The organism is Shimia sp. MIT1388 (assembly GCF_047124445.1).
Taxonomy (GTDB): domain Bacteria; phylum Pseudomonadota; class Alphaproteobacteria; order Rhodobacterales; family Rhodobacteraceae; genus Shimia.
On the sequence record NZ_CP138921.1, the window covers coordinates 2696582 to 2717424 of the forward strand.

At 57.7% G+C, this 20843-nt stretch carries 30 protein-coding genes; 11 read left to right on the top strand and 19 right to left on the bottom strand.

Annotated elements, in window-relative coordinates:
- Positions 1-19 precede the first annotated feature (19 nt).
- The gene (locus SIB92_RS13365; protein WP_412552513.1) at positions 20-784 is read right to left on the bottom strand and encodes a sulfite exporter TauE/SafE family protein; all 765 of its coding nucleotides are present in this window, start codon (positions 782-784) and stop codon (positions 20-22) included.
- A 143-nt stretch (positions 785-927) separates the two neighbouring features.
- Here SIB92_RS13365 and SIB92_RS13370 point away from each other — a divergent pair, with 143 nt between their 5' ends.
- Positions 928-2616: an acyl-CoA dehydrogenase family protein gene (locus SIB92_RS13370; RefSeq protein ID WP_412552514.1), complete on the top strand. Its 1689-nt coding sequence runs from the start codon at positions 928-930 to the stop codon at positions 2614-2616.
- A 242-nt stretch (positions 2617-2858) separates the two neighbouring features.
- Entirely contained in the window at positions 2859-3161 is a 303-nt protein-coding gene (locus tag SIB92_RS13375; RefSeq protein ID WP_412552515.1) for a hypothetical protein, read from the top strand.
- 3 nt (positions 3162-3164) lie between these two features.
- Here the strand turns inward: SIB92_RS13375 and SIB92_RS13380 are convergent, their stop codons facing one another.
- Positions 3165-3563, bottom strand: coding sequence for a hypothetical protein (locus SIB92_RS13380; RefSeq protein WP_412552516.1), 399 nt, complete (start codon positions 3561-3563; stop codon positions 3165-3167).
- 86 nt (positions 3564-3649) lie between these two features.
- On the opposite strand from SIB92_RS13380, the gene SIB92_RS13385 reads away from it, so the two are divergent.
- Positions 3650-4210 carry a TetR/AcrR family transcriptional regulator gene (locus SIB92_RS13385; RefSeq protein WP_412552517.1) on the top strand — a complete coding sequence of 187 codons (561 nt, stop codon included), beginning with the start codon at positions 3650-3652 and terminating at the stop codon, positions 4208-4210.
- A complete protein-coding gene (locus tag SIB92_RS13390; protein ID WP_412552518.1) occupies positions 4207-4602 on the top strand; it encodes an META domain-containing protein in 396 nt (131 codons plus the stop codon). Before SIB92_RS13385 ends, SIB92_RS13390 begins: the two co-directional genes overlap by 4 nt.
- Here the strand turns inward: SIB92_RS13390 and recO are convergent.
- The gene (recO, locus tag SIB92_RS13395) at positions 4589-5320 is read right to left on the bottom strand and encodes a DNA repair protein RecO (protein WP_412552519.1); all 732 of its coding nucleotides are present in this window, start codon (positions 5318-5320) and stop codon (positions 4589-4591) included. The two genes, SIB92_RS13390 and recO, sit on opposite strands and share 14 nt — an antisense overlap.
- Positions 5321-5380: 60 nt before the next feature.
- Entirely contained in the window at positions 5381-5710 is a 330-nt protein-coding gene (locus SIB92_RS13400) for a DUF1491 family protein (RefSeq protein WP_168590988.1), read from the bottom strand.
- Between the two features lie 72 nt (positions 5711-5782).
- Here SIB92_RS13400 and SIB92_RS13405 point away from each other — a divergent pair, with 72 nt between their 5' ends.
- Positions 5783-5971, top strand: coding sequence for a hypothetical protein (locus SIB92_RS13405; RefSeq protein WP_412552520.1), 189 nt, complete (start codon positions 5783-5785; stop codon positions 5969-5971).
- Here SIB92_RS13405 and era read toward each other — a convergent pair.
- From era to folK, 12 genes are all read right to left on the bottom strand, one after another.
- Positions 5952-6860 (bottom strand): GTPase Era, encoded by a 909-nt coding sequence (era, locus tag SIB92_RS13410; protein ID WP_412552521.1) that lies wholly within the window; start codon positions 6858-6860, stop codon positions 5952-5954. The genes SIB92_RS13405 and era overlap by 20 nt on opposite strands.
- 111 nt (positions 6861-6971) lie before the next feature.
- Entirely contained in the window at positions 6972-7652 is a 681-nt protein-coding gene (gene rnc, locus SIB92_RS13415) for a ribonuclease III (protein ID WP_412552522.1), read from the bottom strand.
- Between the two features lie 7 nt (positions 7653-7659).
- Positions 7660-8499, bottom strand: a complete 840-nt coding sequence (gene lepB / locus SIB92_RS13420; RefSeq protein ID WP_412555841.1) for a signal peptidase I — start codon at positions 8497-8499, stop codon at positions 7660-7662.
- 69 nt (positions 8500-8568) lie between these two features.
- Positions 8569-8991: a holo-ACP synthase gene (gene acpS / locus SIB92_RS13425; RefSeq protein WP_412552523.1), complete on the bottom strand. Its 423-nt coding sequence runs from the start codon at positions 8989-8991 to the stop codon at positions 8569-8571.
- On the bottom strand, positions 8988-9299 hold the full coding sequence (locus SIB92_RS13430) for a Dabb family protein (protein WP_412552524.1): 312 nt from the start codon (positions 9297-9299) through the stop codon (positions 8988-8990). Before SIB92_RS13430 ends, acpS begins: the two co-directional genes overlap by 4 nt.
- On the bottom strand, positions 9296-9922 hold the full coding sequence (locus tag SIB92_RS13435; protein ID WP_412552525.1) for a LysE family translocator: 627 nt from the start codon (positions 9920-9922) through the stop codon (positions 9296-9298). Before SIB92_RS13435 ends, SIB92_RS13430 begins: the two co-directional genes overlap by 4 nt.
- On the bottom strand, positions 9919-10371 hold the full coding sequence (locus SIB92_RS13440; protein WP_412552526.1) for an ABZJ_00895 family protein: 453 nt from the start codon (positions 10369-10371) through the stop codon (positions 9919-9921). The genes SIB92_RS13435 and SIB92_RS13440 overlap by 4 nt, the downstream gene beginning before the upstream one ends.
- A gap of 19 nt (positions 10372-10390) precedes the next feature.
- Positions 10391-11125 carry a pyridoxine 5'-phosphate synthase gene (locus SIB92_RS13445; RefSeq protein WP_412552527.1) on the bottom strand — a complete coding sequence of 245 codons (735 nt, stop codon included), beginning with the start codon at positions 11123-11125 and terminating at the stop codon, positions 10391-10393.
- A 110-nt stretch (positions 11126-11235) separates the two neighbouring features.
- Entirely contained in the window at positions 11236-11892 is a 657-nt protein-coding gene (locus SIB92_RS13450; RefSeq protein WP_412552528.1) for a DUF2062 domain-containing protein, read from the bottom strand.
- 18 nt (positions 11893-11910) lie between these two features.
- A complete protein-coding gene (locus tag SIB92_RS13455; protein WP_412552529.1) occupies positions 11911-14046 on the bottom strand; it encodes a RelA/SpoT family protein in 2136 nt (711 codons plus the stop codon).
- A gap of 27 nt (positions 14047-14073) precedes the next feature.
- A complete protein-coding gene (gene rpoZ / locus SIB92_RS13460) occupies positions 14074-14427 on the bottom strand; it encodes a DNA-directed RNA polymerase subunit omega (RefSeq protein ID WP_168590999.1) in 354 nt (117 codons plus the stop codon).
- Positions 14428-14502: 75 nt separating this feature from the next.
- Positions 14503-15063: a 2-amino-4-hydroxy-6-hydroxymethyldihydropteridine diphosphokinase gene (gene folK / locus SIB92_RS13465; protein WP_412552530.1), complete on the bottom strand. Its 561-nt coding sequence runs from the start codon at positions 15061-15063 to the stop codon at positions 14503-14505.
- 153 nt (positions 15064-15216) lie between these two features.
- Between folK and SIB92_RS13470 the strand changes: the two genes are divergently transcribed.
- On the top strand, positions 15217-15792 hold the full coding sequence (locus tag SIB92_RS13470) for an NYN domain-containing protein (protein WP_412552531.1): 576 nt from the start codon (positions 15217-15219) through the stop codon (positions 15790-15792).
- Between the two features lie 49 nt (positions 15793-15841).
- Here the strand turns inward: SIB92_RS13470 and SIB92_RS13475 are convergent, their stop codons facing one another.
- Positions 15842-16306: a c-type cytochrome gene (locus SIB92_RS13475; RefSeq protein ID WP_412552532.1), complete on the bottom strand. Its 465-nt coding sequence runs from the start codon at positions 16304-16306 to the stop codon at positions 15842-15844.
- Between the two features lie 121 nt (positions 16307-16427).
- Here SIB92_RS13475 and ispH point away from each other — a divergent pair, with 121 nt between their 5' ends.
- Genes ispH through rnhA form a run of 5 tightly spaced genes read left to right on the top strand, consistent with a single transcriptional unit; the run spans position 16428 to position 19599 of the window.
- Positions 16428-17387 carry a 4-hydroxy-3-methylbut-2-enyl diphosphate reductase gene (gene ispH / locus SIB92_RS13480; RefSeq protein WP_412552533.1) on the top strand — a complete coding sequence of 320 codons (960 nt, stop codon included), beginning with the start codon at positions 16428-16430 and terminating at the stop codon, positions 17385-17387.
- Positions 17388-17443: 56 nt separating this feature from the next.
- A complete protein-coding gene (locus SIB92_RS13485; RefSeq protein WP_412552534.1) occupies positions 17444-17908 on the top strand; it encodes a DUF3429 domain-containing protein in 465 nt (154 codons plus the stop codon).
- A gap of 23 nt (positions 17909-17931) precedes the next feature.
- Positions 17932-18546 (top strand): LysE family translocator, encoded by a 615-nt coding sequence (locus SIB92_RS13490; protein WP_412552535.1) that lies wholly within the window; start codon positions 17932-17934, stop codon positions 18544-18546.
- Positions 18543-19148, top strand: a complete 606-nt coding sequence (locus tag SIB92_RS13495) for a class I SAM-dependent methyltransferase (RefSeq protein WP_412552536.1) — start codon at positions 18543-18545, stop codon at positions 19146-19148. Before SIB92_RS13490 ends, SIB92_RS13495 begins: the two co-directional genes overlap by 4 nt.
- On the top strand, positions 19141-19599 hold the full coding sequence (gene rnhA, locus SIB92_RS13500) for a ribonuclease HI (RefSeq protein WP_412552537.1): 459 nt from the start codon (positions 19141-19143) through the stop codon (positions 19597-19599). Before SIB92_RS13495 ends, rnhA begins: the two co-directional genes overlap by 8 nt.
- A gap of 12 nt (positions 19600-19611) precedes the next feature.
- Here the strand turns inward: rnhA and SIB92_RS13505 are convergent, their stop codons facing one another.
- Complete coding sequence (locus tag SIB92_RS13505; RefSeq protein ID WP_412552538.1) at positions 19612-20379, bottom strand: methyltransferase domain-containing protein; 768 nt, start codon at positions 20377-20379, stop codon at positions 19612-19614.
- 221 nt (positions 20380-20600) lie between these two features.
- On the bottom strand, positions 20601-20837 hold the full coding sequence (locus SIB92_RS13510) for a hypothetical protein (protein ID WP_412552539.1): 237 nt from the start codon (positions 20835-20837) through the stop codon (positions 20601-20603).
- Positions 20838-20843: the final 6 nt, after the last annotated feature.

The window sequence follows — 20843 nt, forward strand, 5'->3', positions numbered from 1 at the left end:
GGGCAAGTCGAGAAGGAGGTTAGAACAGCGCGCGGCGGATGAGGTTGGCAGAGGCCACCAGCAAAACAATCAGAGTCAGGCGCTGGAACATCTTTTGGTCAATGCGATCTGAAATGGACGTCCCGATCCACATGCCCAAAAGCGCCGGAACCACCACAAAGGCTGACAACGCCGCAGTGTCGCGGTTCAGAACCCCGGATCCGATATGGGCAAAGGTCAAAAGCACGGCGCCAAGGCCATAAATCACGCCTTGAATGCGGATTTGTTCAGCTTTTTCAGTGCCTATTGCGGTGAGGTAGGTCACCGTGGGCGGCCCCCAGACCCCGGACACGCCGCCAATGGCACCAGTAACCGTGCCCACGGCCAGCTCCCCCTTAGCACTTGGTTTTGAAAGGCGAATAGGACGGCCCAGCAATTGGGTAAGGGCAAAAAAGGCCACCGGCACGCCAATCATCAGCAGCAAGGCGCTCGAGGGCACCCAGCGTACAAATTGCGCACTGATCACCATGGCGACACCGCCTGCAATCAGGAAGCGACGAAAGCGCTTGAGTGACAACCACGCCGCGCCTGCACCATGGCGGAACGCCTGAAAGCCGTTGCTGAACACGGTGGGAAAGATGAGCCCGGCCAAGGCCACCTCCGGCGCGAGGAAGGTACTTAGCCCTGAAATCAGCACCATGGGCATGCCAAATCCCACCATGCCTTTGATGATTCCCGCAAGCAGCGCAACGCTCGCACAGAAAACCAATGCTTGAGGAGTGTAAGTCAAAAGTAGAGAATCCATACCTTGCTATAGGCCCCAAATCTCAGAGCAGCAAAGGCTTCACGCGAAACAAACAACCAAATGAAGCGTCGGTTTGGTATTTTTGTTGCGCTGCACCTGCAAAGGGATTATGTCACAGTGCAGCATTAGAGGGTTTTAGACGTATGGCGCATGATGGACAGGACTTGGCGATGACAAACTCAGTGATTCTTCCTGATCTTCTGAAACTCACCGGAGCAGCCGTTGCGCCGGTGGAGAGCATTCTTGAGACCGCGATTGCGCGGGTGAAAGACACCGTGTCCGAGAACGGTCGTGTGTCTGGCAAGCTGATGGAACAGCATCAAACAGCGGCGCATGGCCTGAGCTGGCTGGCGACCTATGCGCAATCTCTGAAGCAGATGCAGGCCTGGGCCGAGAAGCTTGAAGGGGAAGGCAAATTTGGTGAGATTGAACAGATCATTCACCAGATCGCCTTTGGTGAGTACCTCTGGCAGGTCTATGGTGGTATTCCGATGAGCCAGGGCGAGATTGTGCGCCTACAGGATCTCGGGCTGTCGCAGGATGAAACTCGCGGTTTGATGGCGCCCGAAGTCATGACGCTCTGCGACAAGGGCAACTCTCAAGCTGCGCGTATGCGCCTTGTGGAGTTGATGCAGGAGCAGTCCGCCAACATCACAGTGGGTCAATCCGGCCTGGATGAAGAGCTGGAAATGATCCGCGAACAGTTCCGCCGGTTTGCGGTGGATCGTGTGGAACCAAATGCCCATGAATGGCACCTCAAAGACGAGCTCATTCCAATGGAAATCATTGAAGAGCTTGCGGAAATGGGCGTGTTTGGCTTGACCATTCCTGAAGAATACGGCGGGTTCGGCCTGTCCAAAGCCTCCATGGTTGTGGTCTCCGAGGAACTGTCGCGCGGCTATATTGGCGTCGGCTCGCTGGGCACGCGTTCTGAGATTGCTGCCGAGCTGATCCTCTGTGGCGGTACTGACGAACAGAAAGAGCACTGGCTGCCCAAGCTGGCCAGCGCAGAAATTCTGCCAACAGCGGTGTTTACCGAACCCAACACCGGCTCCGACCTCGGCTCCCTGCGCACCCGCGCTGTGAAAACTGAGGACGGCAACTGGGAAGTGACTGGCAACAAAACCTGGATCACCCACGCAGCGCGGACGCAGGTCATGACCCTGCTGGCGCGCACCAATCCGGACACAACAGACCACCGTGGTCTGTCCATGTTCCTGGCCGAAAAGACACCTGGGACAGACGACAACCCGTTCCCGACCGAAGGCATGACCGGCGGCGAGATTGAGGTGCTTGGCTATCGTGGCATGAAGGAATACGAACTGGGTTTTGACGGTTTCAAAGTCAAAGGTGAGAACCTGCTTGGCGGTGAAGAAGGCAAAGGTTTCAAGCAGTTGATGGAGACCTTCGAATCGGCCCGCATCCAGACTGCGGCGCGTGCCATTGGTGTGGCGCAGTCTGCACTGGACGTTGGGATGCAGTACGGCATTGACCGCAAGCAGTTTGGCAAATCCTTGATCCACTTCCCGCGTGTTGCTGGCAAACTGGCGATGATGGCGGTGGAAATCATGATCGCCCGCCAGCTGACCTATTTCTCAGCCTGGGAGAAAGACCACGGCCATCGCTGTGACCTTGAGGCTGGCATGGCCAAACTGCTTGGTGCCCGTGTGGCCTGGGCCGCAGCGGATAATGCCTTGCAAATTCATGGCGGTAACGGCTTTGCGCTCGAATATTCCGTCAGCCGTATCCTGTGTGACGCGCGTATCCTCAATATCTTTGAAGGTGCCGCGGAAATTCAGGCGCAGGTGATTGCGAGACGTTTGCTGGGCTGACACCCGCTCTCAGTTAGACAGCAGACAATGCGCGGCTCCCTTGGGGGCCGCGTTTTTCTTTGCCCTGTGTTCACAAAGGAATCGGTGGCCAAAATCCGCTCAAATCCGCGTCGGTATCACGTCGGTATCATGTCTGTTTTGCGGAGGTGCGTTTTTCGGGGCAGTGTGAACTGGAGAACATTAATGCACCGATCGCAGTCGCGTTCATTTGTGCAACAAAAATGATCGAAAGGGAGAGCAGAATGCGCTGTATCACGATCACCTATGACTACGATGGCGACGACATGGTCTGGGTCGCCACCTGTGAGGCTTTCATCAATGCGGTTGGAAATGATCCAAAGGCGCAGGGGTTCTCTTACCAAGTGGCCGTGGCCGACAATGGGGTTACACGCATTCACTGGGGGCGCTGGGACAGCGAGGCCACCTTGAAGCATGTGCAAGGCCAAGAGTACTTCACAACCTTTGCGGCCAAGGTGAAAGAATTTGCGGACGGAGCGCCGGATGCGGTGGTCGCGACACCGCGCGACCACACAGGCAATTGGTGAGCGTCAGGCGGTCACCGCGCCGGGCAGGGCCGCTTTGTCCGCACGAATCCCCATCGCAATTACGGCAGAGATCAGCGAGAAGATGATCCATTGCGGCATGACGGTCAGGTTGCCGAGAAGGGTCATTCCGTAGCCGATAAACAGCGCGACAAAGCCGAGTTGCACGGCGACCAATGTCCACGCCAAGGGTGGATTTGGATTGCGGGCCAACCAAGCGCAAGCGCCGCCGAAGACCAACAAGATCACCGTCACGGCGTGCCAGATCACCGCGCCAACTGCCCGCACCGGAGGGGCCAAATCGCTTTCCTGAATGGGAAGGTGAATCTCCGGTCCTCCCAAAAACACGTGCACACCGGTTGTCAAAAACAGCAGCCCAGCGGCGGTTACCATCCACTTGTTCATCGCATTCTCCCGAATCCATACGCTTTCGTATGGAGAGGGGTGACTCCAATGCTTGCGAGAGTCAATACGGCAGCGTATGTTGCGATATGGCAAAGCGACTTTCAAAAGACGACTGGATCAAGGCAGGCTTTAAGGCCTTGACTGAAGCCGGCCCCAAAGCCCTCAAAGCGGAACCTTTGGCACGGCGCCTGGGCACGACAAAGGGCTCTTTTTACTGGCATTTTGACGATGTCCCGGCGTTTCAGACGGCCATGATGGAGGCCTGGGAAACGCGGGCCTATGCAGAGATTATAACCCTGGTGGAACAGCAGGGAACCGCCGTACGGAAACTGCGGGAATTGGCACAAATTGCCGCGGCGGGTGCGCCGGAGGATTTTGGCGGCATCGCGGCAGAGCCTTCCATTCGCGCTTGGGCGCGCGAAAACCCGGATGTTGCAAAAGCCGTTGCGCAGATCGACGCCAAGCGCATGACCTACGTTCAGGAATTGTTTGAAGCAATCGGATTGACCAATCCGGAGTTGACGCGGGTGCTCTATGCCGCCTTTGTGGGAATGGAAGAGCTTTCCACGCATGACGGCCAAACAAACGGACCTGCGATGGGAACGCTTGTGGATTTGATTTTGGCATTACACGAGGCGGATAGATGAAGTTTGGATTTTTGGGTGTGATTGCAGCGCTCGCAGTGACAGCCTGCGCACCAACCGAAACAGTCACACAATACGGCGGGACAGCTTATGACTGGAAACTCACCGAGATCGATGGCTCTGCGGTGAATTACGACGCGCAGATTGCTTTTGAGACCAATGGGACCGTGCATGGCGAAGGCCCATGTAACGGATTTTCCGGCAAGCAGAGCAAACCTTATCCTTGGGTCGAGGTGCAGATTGATTTTGTCGAAGAGCTGTATTGCTCGGGCATCGACAACGAAGAGGCTTTTCTCACAGCGCTGACCGAAATGACCCTGATCGAAGTGTCTGGCCCGAACATGGTCATGAGCAATGAAGAAACCGGGCGCCAGATGGTGTTCAAAGGGATCTAAGCCGACGGGCAAAGAGGTCGATAAACCGCGCCCGCGCTTCTGGAAGCGGTTTGGCCCCGAGATCGGGGGCCAGTTTATCGGACAGGAAATAGCCCGTGGTGCGCAGGGCTTGGAGCACTTCTTCGTCCGGAGCGTCTCCTTCGCCGCGCAGGGTGGGGGGCAGCGGTAACAAACGATCCGCCCAGTCCCCTGCCCCCCTAGCAGACACCGCGCGGCCCGACTTAGGCGACACGTAGATGAGGTTGTCCGTGCTGCCTGTGACTGCGCATTCCGTGAGGTCGAGGCCGTAGCCAAGCTCCGTCAACAACGCCATCTCCCAGCGCAGATAGGCCAAGGGCCAGAGTTCATTTTGTCCCAACAGATCAAGCAGCTGCGTGCTTTGCTGGTACAGCGCAGGGTGCGGCTCCCGATCCGGCAGACAGAACGCCAACAAAGCGGTGACCGTGTTAAGTCCTGCGAGGGCAAATCGGTCCGACAGCACAGCCGCGCGGGATCGCAGTGGCTCCACCGTGAAGCTGCCGATGTGATCCGCCAACCGCGCGCGCCAGGACAGATCAAGCTGTCCGCCCGGCTGCAAAATCGGGGTCATCTTGCGACTGACACCCCCACGCACCACGCCGGCATGGCGGCCATGCTCTGCCGTGAACACCTCGAGGATGACCGAGGTCTCACCATGTTTTCGGGTGTTGAGCACAAAGCCCTGATCGCGCCAGTCCATGGCCTCTCCTTTGTGCCTAGAAGACCCGCTATGCAGCGGAAAGGAAAGTGGAATAAAAAATCAGTCCGATAGGCCGGGTTCATCCAGAAGGTGACGTCCCTGACGGTCTTCCACTTCGATCACCCAGACGTCGGTGTCAAAGCTGCGTTGGCGCGTCAAAGTGGCATCCACCTCAACCTCCTCGCCTTCCGCCAGAACAACCCATTTGCGTGCACCGGTCATCAGGTCAAAACTGCGTTGATAGACAACAGCCTGTCCATCCAAAGTGTTGAGCTTCACCAGAACCGCACCGGCGGTATCATCCCCGTGCGCCACGACAAAAGCCGGAATATCCGCCAGCCGCAACCGGGCCAAATAAGCCTGCACCCAAAACTCAGCCGTTAATCGCATGACAAGTTATTAAACCCATGGTAGCAACCAACACCCGCTTTGCGGGAAATTGGTACGGAAGGACTGTGAATTATGCGACCAGAGTTGCGAATTCCCTGGACTGTGCGGTTGTGTTTTTTGGCCGCCATAGTTTTGATCGGGCTCGAAGCGGCGGATATGATCCCGTCGGACAAATTGCCCGCTGCCCATATTGCCATCGCTCTGTTTGCCTTGGCCGCTGTGGTTTGGGGCATGCTCGCCGTCATGCGTTTCCGTCGCTGAAGTCGAGCCCCATTTCGGAATAGCGCTCTTTTTCTTCAAGCCAGTTTGGTCGCACTTTCACTTGCAAGAACAGGTGGATGCGACGCCCCATGAACTCTTCTAGCTCTTCCCGCGCAGCTTTGGAGACCGCCTTGATGGTTTCGCCTTTGTTGCCGAGCACGATGCCTTTGTGGCCGTCGCGCATGACGTAAATCATCTGATCCACACGGGCAGAGCCGTCTTTGCGCTCGTCCCAGCTCTCGGTTTCCACCGTCATCTGATAGGGCAGCTCTTGGTGCAAACGCAGGGTGAGCTTTTCGCGGGTGATCTCAGCCGCGATCATGCGCATGGGCAGATCGGCGATTTGATCTTCGGGGTAAAGCCAGGGGCCTTCGGGCAGCTCTTTGGCCAGCCAAGCGCGCAGGTCGGCACAGCCGTGGCCTTTTTCGGCGGAAATCATGAAGGTCTCAACAAAGTCAAAACGCTCGTTGAGATCCTTGGTCAACGCCAGAAGCACGTCGGACTTCACCCGGTCGATCTTGTTGATCGCCAGGGCAATTTTGCGGCCCTGCCCGATTTCTTCGAGCTGCTCCAAAATGGTTTCCACCCCTTTGGTGACACCGCGATGGGCCTCGACCATCATCACGATGATGTCGGCGTCCGCTGCGCCGCCCCATGCAGCAGCGACCATGGCGCGATCGAGACGGCGGCGCGGGCGGAACAGGCCGGGGGTGTCGACAAACACGATTTGGCTGTCACCTTCGAGCGCCACACCACGGATACGGGCGCGGGTGGTCTGCACCTTGTGGGTCACAATCGAGACCTTCGCCCCCACCATTTGGTTGGTGAGCGTGGATTTGCCCGCGTTGGGCTCTCCGATCAGGGCGACGAATCCGGCGCGTGTGGTCATGTGCATGCCTTTGTGAGTCAGCTGGGACTGGTTAAAGGGCGTCTGTAGCGGAATTTATGCGCAGGGGCTAGGGGAAGGTTTGCAAGGGCGATATGCGTCCGCGCAACCCGGCTATTTGCTCACCTGCTCCAGCAAAGCTTTCGCAGCTGCTTGCTCGGCCTTGCGTTTGGAGTTGTCCGTCGCTTCCGCTGATGCTCCGTTTTCCAGCTTGGCCGCAATGGTGAAAACCGGCGCGTGGTCCGGGCCGGAGCGTTTCACCAACTCGTATTTAGGTGGCGGCAGTTTGCGCGCCTGGGCCCATTCCTGCAGCGAGGTTTTTGGATCGCGGGCGTCGGCATCCACGGTTTTGACGCGGTTGCCCCAGAGGCGCAGGATCAAGGCTTTGGCAACGTCAAACCCAGCGTCACGGTAGACAGCGGCCAGCACTGCCTCCATGGCGTCGCCAAGCAATGCCTGCTTGCGGCGACCGCCGGACATCATCTCCGAGCGTCCAAGCTTCAGCGCGGCACCAAGGTCAATTTCGCGGGCCACGTCGGCGCAGGTCTCTTTGCGCACCAAAGCGTTGAAACGAGGGGCCAGCGTGCCTTCGGCGGCGGATTTGTCATGCTCCAGAAGGGCCTCCGACATCACCAAGCCCAGCACGCGGTCGCCAAGAAACTCAAGGCGCTGGTTGTCCTGACGTGTGGGGGAGGACATGGAGGAGTGCGTGACTGCGCGCACCAGCAGTTCCGGCCGGGTAAATTTGTGCCCCAGCCGTGTTTCCAGTGCTTTGAGTTCCGCAGAAAGCTTCACGTCAGCCTCACTCTACACCTTTGAAGAACCGGTCACCACGCCAGGTCCAGAAGGCAAACATCGAGCGGCCAGCGGAGGAGAACATGATGCGGTCGGCGCGGCCAATCAGGTTTTCGTAAGGCACAAACCCCACCCCACGCGCGGCCTGTGGCACGCGGCTGTCCGTTGAGTTGTCGCGGTTGTCGCCCATGAAGAAGTACTTGCCTTCGGGCACAACATAAACATTCGTATGGTCGGACTGCTGGTCCTGGATGTTGAGAGTGCTGTAGCTCACGCCGTTTGGCAGGGTTTCCACGATGCGGGATTTGGCACAGACGCCGCCATCGCCAACCGGGCCGTTTTCACAGCGGGGGCGGTGGCCTTGCGGGCCTTGTGGGCCGTATTCTTCGCGGAACACGCCCCCATCCTCGCGCTTGATCGGCGTGCCGTTGATGTGAATGACGCTGTTGATGATCTGGATTTTGTCGCCAGGCAGGCCGATCAGGCGTTTGATGAAGTCATAGCCGGTCACGGGATGACGGAAGACAACAACATCGCCGCGTTCAGGCTCACCGCCCATGAAGCGTTCATTGCTGCCTTTGCCCATCCAGCCGCAGAGGTCCTTGGCATCCACATTCACGCCAATGGCCGGAATGCGGACCGAAGGACAAGAGGCATAGGAATAGCCGTAGGTCATCTTGTTCACGAAGAGGAAGTCGCCGATCAGCAGCGTGTCTTTCATGGAGCCCGACGGAATCCAGAACGGCTGAAAAAACAGGGTGCGGAACACACCGGCGATCAGGAGCGCCCAGAAGATCGTTTTGATGGTCTCGACGATGCCGCTGTCGCTTTTGGCTTTTTCCGCCATTGGGTCTGTCTCCGCTCGATTTACAGCCATTTTTGGTCTGAGATTACATGCGGGCGCGGGCGCTTACTGTCAACCCGACGAGGCGGACTCTTCTGTGATTGGCCGGGCTTCGATCACCACAAAGGCCTGCGCCCAAGGGTGATCGTCTGTGAGGGTGACATGAATAGTGGCCTCGTGGCCTGCGGGTGTCATTTTATCCAGACGCTCTTTCGCCCAGCCAGTGACATGCATGATTGGCTGCCCCGTGCGCAGGTTGGAAACGGACATATCTTTCCAGCTGATGCCCATTGCGAGCCCGGTGCCCAAGGCCTTGGAACAGGCTTCTTTGGCGGCCCAGCGTTTTGCGTAGGTGCCAACTGTGTCGCGGCGCCGTTCGGCCTTGGCCTGTTCCACTTCGGTGAAAACACGGTTTTTGAACCGGTCGCCAAAGCGCTCGATGGTACCTGCGATTCGGTCGATGTTTGCGAGGTCCGAGCCGATGCCGAGGATCATGGCGTGACCTCTATGTCGAAGACCATAATGCCGTCCGCGCCGCCCTTGCACAGGCTGACCAGTGTAGCGCCCAATTGCTTGTGGCGTGGATGTTCGGCGTAGGTATTCAGGGCAGCCTCGTCTTCCGCATCAAACATGAACCCAAAAGGATGGTTGGGAGACTTGCTCTCAAAATCCCGATTTATCCCCGCAACAAACGCGCTGCATCCCTCCAAAGTGTCCACAAGCTCCGCCAGCCCCTCAAGGACAGGCGGCAGTTTCTCTTGGGCATCGTCTTGCAGATTGAGCATCACGCAGTGGCGGATCATTGCAGTCTCGCGGTCAGGATTTTGTAGCCAGCAAAGCCGAAAAAGCCCGCAAAGGCGAGATCAAAAGCGCGGCTGGCGCGGCGGTATCCACGCACGATGGCAGGCGAAGAGAACAGGAAGGCGTAGCCGATAAAGATCAAGATGGAGCCTGCAAACAGGGCGACGAAATAGGCAAACAGTGTGGCCGGGGTGGCATCGGTGGGCGCGACTATGGCGTAGATCGACGCCCAGCTGAGGATCGCCTTGGGGTTGGTGATGTGCACCGCTGCGCCTTTGGCAAAAAGACTTTGGAAGCTGCCTTTGAAAGGCGTGCCTGCAGCGGCGTTTGTGTCTTTGGCCAATGCGCGCTTGAGGGCCTTGAGGGTCAGCCAACCGAGGTAGGCGGCGCCGGCGTAGCGCAGAAGTTCAAACACCCAGACGTTGGCCAACATCACGGCTGACAGGCCAAGCGCGGCAGCAATGCCCCAGCTGGCAGAGCCTGCGAGGATTCCCAAAGCAAAGGCCAAGGCAGGGCGGCGGCCTTCGGACATGGCGGTTCCTGCGATGCCCATTGTGGCAGGACCAGGAGATCCGCCAGCCATAAGCCAGGCGATCCAGATGGCGATGAACTCTGGGGGGATCATGGTTTGGACCGGAGTTTGGCGGCGACTTTGATGCCGTTGCGTACGCCCATGCCAAGGAAAATTCGGTTGGTGAGGTAGACCAGAACAACCATACCCACAAATATCAGAATCCACACTGGGAGACTGATCGCCGACAGCACTGAGAACACATCAAATCCCAAGGCGGCCATCACGCCAATCGATACACCGGCAAAGACAAGTTGAATGACCGTTGCAACCAAAGTGAGCGGCCAAGCCAATCGCCAAGCGGTGCCTTTGGGCAAAGCCGTCTCTGTATCACGGCCATGGCGCATCCCCAGATCTTGAGCAGCGGTGATCGCGGGCAGCCAAACACTCATGCCAGCGGGCAGGTCAGTGCTTGTCCATTGCGCCAGAGCCATATCAACCGCAATCACGGCCAACATGATGGCACTGTAGAAAAGCGCGTAGCGACGTAAGTTCAGCTGCATCATTGCCCCCTGTTTCTGATTAAGAGCGCGCCTCGTCCATCAGGCGACGCATCTCCTGGATCGCGGGATCAAGGCCACGGAAGATGGATTCGCCAATCAGGAAGTGGCCGATGTTGAGCTCCATGACCTCCGGCAATGCCGCGATGGGCTGCACGGTTTCATAGGTCAGACCGTGACCAGCGTGGACTTCGAGGCCGAGGGAATGAGCGAAGGTCGCCATTTCTGTCAGGCGCGCCAATTCGGCGTCGCGTTCGTCAAAGCGGCCTTCGTAATGGAAGTCGCAATAGGCGCCGGTGTGCAGCTCGATGACTTGCGCACCAATGCGGTTGGCAGCCTCAATCTGCGCTTTGTCGGCGGCGATAAAAATCGACACGCGGCAGCCCGCGTCGCGCAAGGGCGCAATAAAATGAGCCAGCTTGTTTTCCTCACGCGCCACTTCGAGGCCGCCTTCGGTGGTGCGCTCTTCGCGTTTCTCCGGCACGATACAGACCGCGTGCGGCTTGTGGCGCAGGGCAATGGCCTGCATCTCTTCAGTGGCAGCCATCTCAAAGTTGAGCGGCACAGAGAGCGCCTCCATCAGCGCGTCGATGTCTGCGTCAGCGATATGGCGACGGTCTTCACGCAGGTGGGCGGTGATGCCGTCCGCGCCAGCCTCTTCAGCCAGTTTGGCCGCGCGCACTGGATCCGGATAAGCCGAGCCACGTGCGTTGCGCACGGTGGCCACGTGGTCAATGTTCACTCCCAAGCGCAGCATCGCAATTCCTCCGGGACAGGTTTGATCAAATTTGCGGCGAGACTACGGGCAGCGCGGCGCAAGGAAAACCGGTTTTTTGTGTGGATACAATTTCAGGCCAACCGACGGGGTCAGTTGTCCTGCTGTACATTTGCGGCCTGCTCTTCAGCAACGGCGCGGGCCTTGGCAATGCGTTTGGCAAATTTGGCAGAGCGGCGTTTTTGGTAAGCCCGGATCACTGGAACCGAGAGGTAGTACATCACGGTGGCAGTGATGATGCCGGGGATGATGCCGCCGATCATGTAGGGGTAGAACACTTCGTCAAAGAAGATGCGCAGGCCACTCCAATCGGCCACGTCATCGTTGAAGATGGCCCAAAAATTGTACCAAAGGTCGGTACCTGCGTTGGCAAATTTGCCCGCAAGCGTGCCTTTGTCGCCCTCTTCAAACTCAGTCCCCAAGATGAAGTGGCCGGTTTTGAGCGACACAACACCAATTGGCAGATAGGTCAGCGGGTTGCCAAAGAAGGTCGCCAACAAGGCGGCCAGCAGGTTGCCGCCCAGAATTCGCGCGAGAAGCGCGGCAACCACAAAGTGCATGGTGTAAAACGGCGTGAAGGTTGTGAAGACTCCGGCCCAGATACCGCGGCCGATGGTTTCGGCAGACCCGGGCAAACGGTGCAGACGATGCTGCACGTACCGCGCCGCCCGTCCCCAGCCACCGCGGGGATAGAAAAACTCTCCGATGATGCGGAGAAACGGTCTTCTATCGCGGCGCTTAAATACCACGGAGGTTCCTCGAGTTCGTCAGGTCGCGAGCGGGCTGCGGACCAAATCTGGGTTTCGGTAGCGTTCGATTTCGGCCACGTCGGTTTCCGCTTCCAATGCCAGCATCAGCTTGTGCAGATGTTCGGCGTCGCCAAGATCCACACTGATCAGAAGTCTGTAAAAATCCGGTTTCCGGTCCAGGAACACCATGTCAGAGATATTGGCCTTGTTCTCGCCAATCAATGTGCAAAGTCGCCCCAGCACCCCAGCGTCATTACCAATCGTGATCAGCAGCTGCACCGTGTAGATCGGCTTATGCTTGCCGGCGTGCCAATGCAGGTCGAGCCAGCGATCGGGTTGGTCTTCGTAGTTGGACAGCGCGTCACAATCGATGGCGTGCACCACCACGCCTTGACCGCGGTAGGTGATGCCAACAATGCGCTCACCAGGGAGTGGCTGACAACAGGGCGCGCGCTGGAAACTTTGGTCAGCGGACAGACCAATAACTGCCCGCTCGGAGGCCACCTCATCCGTCTCGGCAGGTGCGAGGTCTGGATAAACAGTTTGCAGCACTTCCTGGGCGGTCAGCTCGGCAGAGCCAAGGCGGGCCAGCACCTCGTCCTTGTTTTTCAGGCGTAGGTGTTTGGCGGCGAGTTCGAGCGCCTTGTCTGTGGACTTCTTGCCCACATGCTCAAAGGCCGAACGGGCGAGCTCTGCGCCAAGACGCACGTAGCGGTCCCGATCCATTTCCCGCAGCGCCCGGCGGATGGCGGTGCGGGCCTTGCCGGTTTTGGCGATGTCGAGCCAAGTGGCTTGCGGCATTTGGCCTTCGGCAGTGATGATCTCCACCGATTGACCGTTTTTAATGCGCGTCCAGAGTGGGACCCGGCGATGGTCCACCTTGGCGCCGACACAAGCATGGCCGATGCGCGTGTGGATCGCATAGGCAAAATCAATCGGGGTCGCGCCACGTGGGAGTTTGACCACTTCGCCCTTTGGGGTGAAGCAGAAGACCTGATCCGAATACATTTCCAGCTTCACCGCTTCGAGGAAATCTTCGTGATCTTCCTCGGCGTCAAATTGTTCGGTCAGGCCAGAAATCCATTTCACCGGATCAACTGCAAAGGGGTTTTCGCCGCGCACACCGTCTTTGTAGGACCAGTGCGCCGCGACCCCGGACTCCGCCACATCATGCATCTGGCGAGTGCGGATTTGCACCTCAACACGACGGCCATTGCGGCCGGATACGGTGGTGTGAATCGAGCGGTAGCCGTTGGATTTTGGCTGGCTGATATAGTCTTTGAAACGCCCTGGCACAGCCCGCCAGCGTTGGTGAATCACCCCCAAAGCGCGATAGCAGCTGTCTTCGGTGTCGGTGATGATGCGGAAGCCGTAGATGTCGGACAGGCGCGAAAAGCCCTGATCCTTTTCCTGCATCTTGCGCCAGATCGAATAGGGTTTTTTAGCACGGCCAAAGACCTCACCCGGAATGTCATGATCGCCCAACACCTGACGCATATCCGCCGTGGTGCGCTCAATCACGTCGCCGGTTTCTTTCTGCAATGTGATGAAGCGGCGCATGATGGACGCGCGGCCATCGGGGTTGAGCACTTTGAACGCCAGGTCCTCAAGTTCGTCGCGCATCCACTGCATACCCATGCGGCCCGCGAGGGGCGCATAGATGTCCATGGTTTCACGCGCCTTTTGCCCCTGTTTTTCAGGGCGCATGGCCTTGATCGTGCGCATGTTGTGCAGACGGTCGGCCAGCTTCACCAAGATCACCCGCAGGTCCTTGGACATGGCCATAAACAGTTTGCGGAAGTTCTCCGCCTGTTTGGTTTCAGAGGAGGACAGTTGCAGGTTGGTCAGCTTGGTAACGCCATCGACAAGCCCGGCGATTTCGCCGCCAAACAGCTCTTCGACGGACTCATAAGAGGCTTTGGTGTCCTCAATGGTGTCGTGCAGAAGCGCTGTGATGATGGAGGCATCATCCAGGTGCTGCTCGGCCAGAATCCAAGCCACTTCGATGGGGTGGGTGTAATAGGGCTCGCCAGAGTGGCGGAACTGACCATCGTGCATCTCGCGGCCATACTCATAGGCCGCGCGAATCAAGTCTTCGTTGGTCTTGGGATTGTAGGCGCGAATGAGATTTACGAGATCGTCCGCAGGGATCATGTGCGCCCACCCATATAGCTTGGGGCCTTAGCCCTGGCCTTGCGCTTCCATCAGGGCGCGCAGCAGTTTTTCTTCGGACATATCGTCTTCTTGCGGGGTGTCCGGCTCGGAGCCCATCAGAAGCGCCATACGGTCTTCTTCTGGTTCGTCGACTTCGATCTGGCTCTGGTTGGCCTCGATCAGACGCTCGCGCAGTTCGTCCGCTGTCTGGGTTTCCTCTGCGATTTCACGCAGCGCCACCACAGGGTTTTTGTCGTTGTCACGATCCAGAGTGATTGCGGCGCCAGCGGACACTTCACGGGCACGGTGGGACGCAAGCATCACCAGCTCAAAGCGGTTGGGTACTTTGTCTACGCAGTCTTCAACGGTCACGCGGGCCATCGGGCACTCCACTTGTTATGGATCGAGTCAGAAATCGTGTGTGTAAGGGGGATTGTACCCCTTGACAAGCAGGATTCACAGGGGCTGCGGCTCTTTCTGAGTGAATTCTGGCAAATCCGCAAACATTTGGGCCACGGTGCGCCCCAGAACCGGATGTTTCCAGTCCGGAGCGATGTCCATCAGCGGTGCCAAAACAAAGCCGCGGTCCTGCAGACGCGGGTGCGGGAGAATCAGTTCGTCCGGTGCCTCCTGCGTTTGTTGCTCTGGCGGCAGGTCATGCCAGCGCGCCCAGACTGAGGCATTTGGCAGCACCTCCGACTCAAATCCGATCAGATCGATGTCCAAAGGACGCGTGCCCCACCGGGTCAAACGCTCACGCCCAAACGTGCTCTCTATCTTGTGCAATTGCGTGAGAAGATCGGCGGCCGAGAGCGTTGTGTGAATTGAAACCGCGGCATTTACATAATCCGGGCCAGCCCCGGCAGGGAAACAAGGGGTTTGAAAAAAACGGCTAACTGCGCGAATATGAACGTCATTCCGGTTCAAATGAATTAAAGATTCTTGCAGAGTTTGAATTGGTGAGCCAAATTGAGACGGCAAATTACCACCAAGAGCCAATAGACCAAAACTACTCACTTTAATCCCTATCTAATTTTCTAGTTGGACAGAACTTACCGCAAATGCTTGCGACCCCCGTAAATATGACTATTTTGAACGTGCTGTCACGCTCACTCCAAATTTTCACTCACGGGACATTCCAGGCGCGGCAGAGTTAGAAAGGACATTTTGATGTTTTACAAAGACGAACGGCTTGCGCTGTTCATAGACGGGTCGAATCTATACGCGGCTGCGAAGTCGCTCGGGTTCGACATCGACTATAAGCTTCTGCGGCAGGAATTCATGCGCCGCGGCAAGCTGCTCCGTGCCTTTTACTACACAGCGCTGCTGGAAAACGACGAGTATTCGCCGATCCGCCCGTTGGTAGACTGGCTACATTACAACGGCTTCACCATGGTGACCAAAGCGGCGAAGGAGTACACAGACTCCCAGGGGCGCCGTAAGGTCAAGGGGAACATGGACATTGAGCTGGCGGTGAACGCGATGGAACTGGCGCCACATGTGGACCACATCGTTTTGTTCTCGGGAGATGGGGATTTCCGTCCGCTGGTTGAAAGCCTGCAACGCCAAGGCGTGCGTGTCTCCGTGGTTTCCACGATCCGCAGCCAGCCGCCGATGATTTCTGACGAGCTGCGCCGTCAGGCTGACAACTTCATCGAGCTGGATGGCCTGCGCGAAGTGATTGGCCGCCCGCCGCGTGATCCGATGCCGGAACACAGCCGCGAGGCGGAGATGGCAGACGACTGATCCGTCGCCACAGAAAATAGTGAAAGCCGGAGCCACTGCTCCGGCTTTTTTAGCTTGCGGGGGCGTTTATGCCATTGTGCATCTCGATGATCTCTGGAGGCCACGTACTTTTGACAAACCCAAGCACGTCGAGAATATCCTGATCGCTTAGGGTGTCGGAAAACCCGGGCATATTGCTCTCATAGCCCTGCCCCACCACTGCGGCGGTGCCAAGCTTGGTGAGCTGGAACAAAACCTCGTCCGGATGATGCCAGGTGTGACCACTCTCGTCATGTGGCGGGGCTGGCATGAGGCCTTCTGGCGACGGCTGTTTCCAGTTGGGTTCGCCTTCGAGATTTTCGCCATGGCAGGACGCGCAATTGTCGGCATAGATCATCGCACCGCGGGCGATGCTTTCTGGACGATCGTACGGCAGGCGTGCGCCAGTTGCAGAGGCGCCCTCCAAAAGTTGCCAAACAACGCCGCCAATCACGAGCAATGCCAAAGTCAAAACGCCAAACATCTTGCGAGTCATTTTCCGCCCCCAAAGTTTCCTGGCGCGGCGCTAGCAGCCTCCCCCACTGGAAGGTCAAGCACTGGACCTTGACGCATGAAGACACTACCTGTGGGGCCAAGATCACATAGGAGACACGCGAATGACCAAGCCGCCTCTGACCATTCATCTGGCCGCCCCACGCGGGTTCTGTGCCGGCGTGGACCGCGCCATCAAGATTGTAGAGATGGCCCTCACCAAATGGGGCGCGCCGGTCTATGTGCGGCACGAAATTGTGCACAACAAATATGTGGTGGACGGGCTGCGCGAAAAAGGCGCCGTGTTTGTGGAAGAATTGGATGAGTGTCCGGATGACCGCCCGGTGATCTTCTCCGCGCATGGCGTGGCCAAGGTTGTGCCGGCTGAAGCGGAACGGCGCGAAATGATTTATGTGGATGCCACCTGTCCGTTGGTGAGCAAGGTCCACATCGAAGCGGAGCGCCATTCCGAAAACGGCTTACAAATCATCATGATTGGCCATGCTGGTCACCCGGAGACCATTGGCACCATGGGGCAATTGCCGGACGGCGAAGTGCTGTTGGTGGAAACCGAGGCCGATGTGGCCACAGTGGGTGTGCGCGATCCCGATAAGCTGGCCTTTGTTACGCAGACCACCCTGTCGGTGGATGATACCAAAGGCATTGTTGCCGCTTTGAACGCACGTTTCCCGAATATCGTTGGCCCGCATAAAGAAGACATTTGCTACGCCACCACAAACCGGCAAGAGGCGGTGAAAGAGGTGGCTCCGCTGGTTGACGCCATGCTGGTGGTTGGAGCGCCCAATTCCTCCAACTCCAAACGGCTGGTAGAAGTGGGCGCAAAAAACGGCTGCAGCTACTCGCAATTGGTGCAGCGCGGCAAGGACATCGATTGGCGGGCGCTGGAAGGAATAACTTCGCTTGGCATCACGGCTGGGGCGAGCGCACCGGAAGTCTTGGTCAATGAGGTGATTGATGCCTTCCGGGATCGCTTCGACGTGACGGTAAAAGTGGTCGAAACCGCTGTGGAGCGCGTAAATTTCAAGGTACCGCGCGTGTTGCGGGACGTGGAGGCGGCCTCCTGAAAAGAGGCAACTCACTCCCGCGACGCGCACAAAGGCTCCGATGTTAAGGGACACAGATGAACGACTACGACCGTAAAGTGCTCATCGCCCCGCTACTGCTCGGGCTTGCCGGATTGCTGCCGTTTCTGTGGGGCGCGCTGACCTATTTGAATGCCGATCTCGCGTTGTGGGGCACCAAAGCCCTTGGGCCGCGTTTTGTTGGACCGTATATCCAGCTGTTTTATGGCTCGGTCATCTTGAGCTTTATGTCCGGTGTGCTTTGGGGATTTGCGACCAAAACCGAAGGCGCACAGGCCGCGATTGGCTATGCACTCTCCACCATTCCGGCGCTTTGGGCGTTCTTCATGACTGGGGGTGGACCTGTTGGCGCAGGCACCAATCTGATCTTTGGTTTTGTCGGGTTGCTGTTTTTGGATTACACCTTTTTCAAGTGGGGTCTAACCCCGCCATGGTGGATGCAGCTGCGCCTGCTACTGACCATCGTGGTGGTGGCCTGCCTGGCCCTTGGTGTTGTCTTTTAAGTGACTGATATGAGGAATTATTCGTGCTGTCTTTGCAATTTCTTGCGACCGCCTTTGTGGTGGTGATCGCGCCCGGAACCGGGGTTATTTACACACTGGCGATGGGCCTCGGCCAAGGGCCGCGCGCAGCGCTTTGGGCGGCTTTGGGCTGCACCTTCGGGATTGTGCCACACTTGCTGGCCGCCACACTGGGCCTCGCGGCGGTGCTGCACACCTCTGCTGTGTTGTTCAACGTGGTGAAATTAGCCGGTGTGGCCTATCTGCTGTACCTGGCCTGGCAGGCGGTGCGCAGTGGCGGGGCATTGGCCGTGACAGCCGAACGTCAAGCGCAGGCGGGCTTTGTGATCGCGCGGCGCGGGGCGTTGATCAACATTCTGAACCCAAAACTCTCGGTGTTCTTTTTGGCCCTGCTGCCGCCTTTCCTGAGCGGCAATGCGGCCACAGCCACCATGGAAATGACCCTGCTGGGTGGTGTGTTCATGGCGCTGACCTTTGGGGTATTTGTGCTCTACGGGCTGTTTGCGGCCAAGGCCCGCGACCTGCTGCTGGGAAGTGAGCGGGTGATGACCTGGCTGAACCGCAGCTTTGCGACGATCTTTGTGGCGTTGGCCGGTCGGCTGGCGATGGAACGGGCGTGAGCGACAAAGACACCCTGGCAGTCTATGCAAAGGCCGCCGGAGACTATGCGGATCGGTTTGCCCGGATAGAAGATGCCGATGTGGATCAGTTCAGCGATCTGACGGCATTCTTTGACCTGCTGCCAGACAATGGCCTTGTGTTGGACTTAGGTTGCGGTCCGGGACAATGGGCGGCGAAAATTCGGGAAGCCGGTTACCGGGTTGAGGGCATGGATGCCTCGCTGGAGATGGCGGTGTTGGCCAAGGACCGCTTTAATCTGGACGTGATAGTGGGGACGTTTGAGGACCTAAAAGCAGAAGGCCAATACGATGGCATCTGGGCCAACTTCAGCTTGTTGCACGCGCCAAAGGCTGAGATGCCCGAGCATCTTGCCCGTATTTTTCGCGCCCTAAAGCCGAGTGGAGCCTTTCACATCGGCACCAAGCTTGGGGAAGGCGAAGACCGTGACCATCTGGGGCGGTTTTACAGCTACTACCAAGCCGAGGAACTGACCGCGCTTCTGGAGGATGCGGGCTTTACGGTTGTGCGAAAAAGAACCGGATCCGCCGTTGGATTGGCTGGCAGTAAGGACAGTTTTGTCATACTCACAGCCCATGGCTAATTTGATTGCATATACCGATGGCGCGTGTTCCGGAAACCCTGGCCCGGGAGGCTGGGGCACGTTGTTGCAGGCCAAGGACGGCGACACGGTGGTGAAGGAACGGGAGCTGAAAGGCGGCGCGGAGAACACCACCAACAACAAGATGGAACTGATGGCCGCCATCATGGCGCTGGAGACGCTAGAACGGGCCAGCACCATCACAGTGGTGACCGACAGCACCTATGTCAAAAACGGGGTGACCGGCTGGATCTTTGGCTGGAAGAAAAACGGCTGGAAAACCTCAGCCAAGAAGCCTGTCAAAAATGCTGATTTGTGGCAAAGGCTGGATGCGGCGCAAGCGCGGCATCAGGTGACCTGGGAATGGGTCAAAGGCCATGCGGGCCATCCGGAAAACGAACGCGCGGACGAATTGGCCCGCGCAGGCATGGCGCCGTTTAAACCTGGAAAGTAATGACGGGGGCGCTTATTGCGCCGCCACATCCGGATCAGCGCTTTCAGACCAACGGTTTTGATAGTCGCTTTGATAGACCTTGCGCGAGCCTCCGCGCACCGACTTCATTGGTTTGCGCACAGCATAGGACAGAATGATCGGCCCATCCGGCAGTTTGCCTTTCAGGCGCGGGCGCGAGCCGGTTTCATTGGGGTTGGTCGTGGTCACGGCGCGATTGGCGTAAACCGGCAGAATGGGCTGCAAGACACATTCCAGCACCTCATAGCCGAGAGTTTTCTCCCAGAAACCATACACCATCTCTGGTGTGATTTGGTAAAAGCCGTGGTTGATCCAACCGTTGCACGGGCTGTGCCCAATCATCACGCCACCGGGTTTCAGCATGCGATCAATGTTGCGAAAAGCGGTGGGCAGGTCGAAGACATGCTCGCAGGTGCCGCCGTCGTAGATCACGTCAAATTTCTTGTGCAGCTTTTTGGGCACCCAATCGGCCAAGTCCTGCACGATGGTGGCATTCTCAAAATCAGAGACATCCATACTGTCGACGTTTTCAAAGCCAATCTTGTGAAAGAAGGTCTCTGAATACTCGTCGTTTGGATTGGCGAGATCTTCCTCAGAAAGGTCTGGAAACCGCTCTTCCAGCGTGGCGGCAAACATCGCGGCGGAGCGTTTGCGACGGCTGCCCATCCAACGTTGGCGGCCCAGCATCAGGAAGTCGCCGCCCAGATCGTTGTCACAGACAACATTCATTATCCGCATCGCCAAAGTGTCAGGAATCGCCATTGTTCACCCTACCTGTTGCTCGGTTGAGACAGCCGGATCTGCTGTCTTATTGCTCTGTTAGAAGTCCCGCGAAGTGCGACCGCCCCAATTGGAGGACCGCAACACCAGACATGCCTCGTTTGATGGGCACTTTCTTTGAGACTACCCGCTGGGCGCGCAGGACGTCTACAATTTTCGGCTTTTGCGCAAGCTTTGGTTAACGCTTTGGCATATCAAACCGATCACCGTCTGAAATGGGTGGGCACGATAATCAACGCGCCAACCGAAGACACAATGGCATTGAGGCCGGGGCTGCCGAAGCCGATGTGGAACATGCGGCTGATCATGAAAAACAAAAAGGCGCCGCCGATGCAGATGATGACCGACGGGAGGTATCCGTTGCCAGTGAAACCGCTGCGCTCAGACAGGTAGCCAACGATGCCGGCGATGATGACAGTGCCGAAGAAAGAAAAGAACACGACGCG

Bases quoted from the DNA above. Each gene is read 5' to 3' on its own strand.
- SIB92_RS13470 (WP_412552531.1), top strand. From the start codon at position 15,217: ATGTTTTACAAAGACGAACGGCTTGCGCTGTTCATAGACGGGTCGAAT.
- SIB92_RS13385 (WP_412552517.1), top strand. From the start codon at position 3,650: ATGGCAAAGCGACTTTCAAAAGACGACTGGATCAAGGCAGGCTTTAAG.
- SIB92_RS13430 (WP_412552524.1), bottom strand. From the start codon at position 9,299: ATGATCCGCCACTGCGTGATGCTCAATCTGCAAGACGATGCCCAAGAG.
- SIB92_RS13375 (WP_412552515.1), top strand. From the start codon at position 2,859: ATGCGCTGTATCACGATCACCTATGACTACGATGGCGACGACATGGTC.
- acpS (WP_412552523.1), bottom strand. From the start codon at position 8,991: ATGATCCTCGGCATCGGCTCGGACCTCGCAAACATCGACCGAATCGCA.
- SIB92_RS13405 (WP_412552520.1), top strand. From the start codon at position 5,783: ATGCGACCAGAGTTGCGAATTCCCTGGACTGTGCGGTTGTGTTTTTTG.
- rnhA (WP_412552537.1), top strand. From the start codon at position 19,141: ATGGCTAATTTGATTGCATATACCGATGGCGCGTGTTCCGGAAACCCT.
- SIB92_RS13400 (WP_168590988.1), bottom strand. From the start codon at position 5,710: ATGCGATTAACGGCTGAGTTTTGGGTGCAGGCTTATTTGGCCCGGTTG.
- rpoZ (WP_168590999.1), bottom strand. From the start codon at position 14,427: ATGGCCCGCGTGACCGTTGAAGACTGCGTAGACAAAGTACCCAACCGC.
- lepB (WP_412555841.1), bottom strand. From the start codon at position 8,499: ATGGCGGAAAAAGCCAAAAGCGACAGCGGCATCGTCGAGACCATCAAA.
- SIB92_RS13440 (WP_412552526.1), bottom strand. From the start codon at position 10,371: ATGCAGCTGAACTTACGTCGCTACGCGCTTTTCTACAGTGCCATCATG.
- SIB92_RS13445 (WP_412552527.1), bottom strand. From the start codon at position 11,125: ATGCTGCGCTTGGGAGTGAACATTGACCACGTGGCCACCGTGCGCAAC.
- SIB92_RS13380 (WP_412552516.1), bottom strand. From the start codon at position 3,563: ATGAACAAGTGGATGGTAACCGCCGCTGGGCTGCTGTTTTTGACAACC.
- SIB92_RS13365 (WP_412552513.1), bottom strand. From the start codon at position 784: ATGGATTCTCTACTTTTGACTTACACTCCTCAAGCATTGGTTTTCTGT.
- era (WP_412552521.1), bottom strand. From the start codon at position 6,860: ATGACCACACGCGCCGGATTCGTCGCCCTGATCGGAGAGCCCAACGCG.
- SIB92_RS13390 (WP_412552518.1), top strand. From the start codon at position 4,207: ATGAAGTTTGGATTTTTGGGTGTGATTGCAGCGCTCGCAGTGACAGCC.
- SIB92_RS13505 (WP_412552538.1), bottom strand. From the start codon at position 20,379: ATGGCGATTCCTGACACTTTGGCGATGCGGATAATGAATGTTGTCTGT.
- recO (WP_412552519.1), bottom strand. From the start codon at position 5,320: ATGGACTGGCGCGATCAGGGCTTTGTGCTCAACACCCGAAAACATGGT.
- SIB92_RS13475 (WP_412552532.1), bottom strand. From the start codon at position 16,306: ATGACTCGCAAGATGTTTGGCGTTTTGACTTTGGCATTGCTCGTGATT.
- SIB92_RS13435 (WP_412552525.1), bottom strand. From the start codon at position 9,922: ATGATCCCCCCAGAGTTCATCGCCATCTGGATCGCCTGGCTTATGGCT.
- SIB92_RS13455 (WP_412552529.1), bottom strand. From the start codon at position 14,046: ATGATCCCTGCGGACGATCTCGTAAATCTCATTCGCGCCTACAATCCC.
- ispH (WP_412552533.1), top strand. From the start codon at position 16,428: ATGACCAAGCCGCCTCTGACCATTCATCTGGCCGCCCCACGCGGGTTC.
- SIB92_RS13370 (WP_412552514.1), top strand. From the start codon at position 928: ATGGCGCATGATGGACAGGACTTGGCGATGACAAACTCAGTGATTCTT.
- SIB92_RS13485 (WP_412552534.1), top strand. From the start codon at position 17,444: ATGAACGACTACGACCGTAAAGTGCTCATCGCCCCGCTACTGCTCGGG.